Source organism: Aestuariivirga sp. (genome assembly GCF_037139295.1).
In the GTDB taxonomy this organism is placed as follows: domain Bacteria; phylum Pseudomonadota; class Alphaproteobacteria; order Rhizobiales; family Aestuariivirgaceae; genus Aestuariivirga.
Window position 1 is genome coordinate 1 of the sequence record NZ_JBAXGR010000269.1, and the last position, 2,015, is coordinate 2,015.

A 2,015-nucleotide genomic window follows, 5' to 3' on the forward strand; every position below is an offset into this window, starting at 1 on the left:
GCGCTATTATCATCGAGAGGCGGCGTGATAGCGCGTCGGCCGGATCAATTCTTTGACCGAACGGGTATGACTGCGGCGTCAGAGACGCTACGCTTGCTGGGGTTTTAGGAGTTTTGCGCAGGCAGAGGCGGGCGAAGGTCATGGTCGCCGTATGCATACGGGGAAGATGGTGGAGAGGGATTCGAGGGGCGTCTTAGCGAGGCCGAGATCGAGGAAGGGCAGTAGTTACCCGGCTATTTCGCCGACACGAATGCCGCCACCTCTGTGAGTTAGCCCGTAACAAAATCCCGTACCGCGTGGACCCACCGCGAGGTGAGCGCCATCTTCTCGGCGTCGAGGCCGATGGACTGTGAGGAAAACTTGGCGATCACCAGTTCGCGCCGCCGATCGACAAACAGATTCTGTCCGTGAATGCCGAGACAGAACAGCAGCGGTCCACGCGGTCCGTGATCCGCATACCACTTTGCGCGATACGTCATCGGTGCGCCCGGAAAGTAAGGAGCGAGAGTGCCCTTGTCCCAAGCATCGCGGTCGCCGCCCTGCTCGAGATCTGCGATCCAGGATTCCGGCACGATCTGCCGCGTGCTTCGTGCGCCGCCCTCCACCAACAGCTGCCCGACGCGCGCGAGGTCTCGCGTTGCCATACACATTCCGCCGGCCGCACGCGGCGCACCCAATCGGTCGACGGTGATGTCGGCACTGCGCTCGGCCCCGAGCGGTTGCCATAAGAGTTCCGAGAACACATCTACATAGCGCTGTCCCGTCGCGCGCTCTATCGCCCAGCCCAGCAGGTCGGTTCCAGGCGACACGTAATTGGTGGGACCGCCGTGCGGTCGAGACGGCTCATTGAGTGTGGCGAGGAATGATCGAACATCTGCCGGTCGATCGTTCGGCTCGACCGGATTCCAACCCATCGCTTTGCGGTATTCGACGATGGGACCGCCCGTCTCCGCGTAGTTCTCGTCGTAGACGATGCCCGCGCGCATATCCAAAAGATGGCGGATGGAAATGCCCGCGTAGGAGCCCTTCCCCACTTCCGGAACCAGATCGGTCACCGGTCGCTCCGGGCGCAACTCTTTCTGAACCTCCCGGACGCCAGCCAGCAGGCCGACCATCGATTTCGAAACGGACATCAAAATGTGCGGCGAGCAGCCCGTCATACCATTGGCGTACTGCTCAGCAATGATCCGGCCGCGATGCAAAATGACGAGACCATCCGCATCCGATGCCAACACAAACTCGGTATGCGTCATTGTGCGTCCAGACGCATCTGCAAGCTTGACCGCAGCCAGGCTACGTGGGGCGCTGGCCAAGGCGCGCATGCTGGTCGGATCGTGGGCGATCTCAGCTGTTGGAATGAACTCGCGGACATGGTGGAAGGCCCAGCGGCTGTACGGAGACGTCCGCCAGTTCGCCAGCGTCACCTGCTGAGCTTCAGGTGCTGGGAATGTGTCCATCATGCCAGACATCTCTATCTCCACCCTTGCCGCGAGTCCGCTTTAAACCTACTCGTCGATTCTTGCGGTAGCGACGATAGCAACAGTGGCCAGTTGGCGGAAGCCGATCGGCCCTGCGCGGTAGCTCGGCCTGCGCCCCTGAAACGAGATCAGACCGAGAGTTAGATATCTAGGCATTTTGAGTTCAAGACCCAGCACAAAATGGCACGTAGGGAGCACACGCCGGTCGCCTGGTTCTCGCAGCTCGTGCCCGTGGAGCCGATGGCATTCTCGTCCGGCGAGAGAAGGGCGGTGCCATCAAGAAGCCGTAAGCCGCTCTTGGTGTCGTCGCTGACGGCGACTTTGGGCCGGCCACCGAGCGGGCCCTCATTGCCTTCCAGAAGGCAAGGGGACTGGCCGCAGATGGCGTAGCTGGCCCGAAGACCCTCGCCGCGATCGGCATCACTCTGGAGGCTGCATGATGCCTCTTGTTCCCTTGCTGCTCGGCATCGCAACCACGGTCGCCAGCTGGATCCTGGGGGACAAGACCGGCGGCGCAGTTGAGAAGGTGGCTAGGGC

Annotated in this window: 1 protein-coding gene and 1 pseudogene; one reads left to right on the forward strand and one right to left on the reverse strand. The window is 61.7% G+C overall.

The window, feature by feature from the left end; translation table 11 throughout:
- Positions 1 to 269 precede the first annotated feature (269 nt).
- Positions 270 to 1,460 carry a serine hydrolase gene (locus WCJ41_RS21785; protein WP_336907932.1) on the reverse strand — a complete coding sequence of 397 codons (1,191 nt, stop codon included), beginning with the start codon at positions 1,458 to 1,460 and terminating at the stop codon, positions 270 to 272.
- A gap of 335 nt (positions 1,461 to 1,795) precedes the next feature.
- Between WCJ41_RS21785 and WCJ41_RS21790 the strand changes: the two are divergent.
- Positions 1,796 to 1,918 (forward strand): annotated as a pseudogene (locus WCJ41_RS21790) (peptidoglycan-binding domain-containing protein); the annotation flags it as partial.
- Between the last annotated feature and the right edge of the window lie 97 nt (positions 1,919 to 2,015).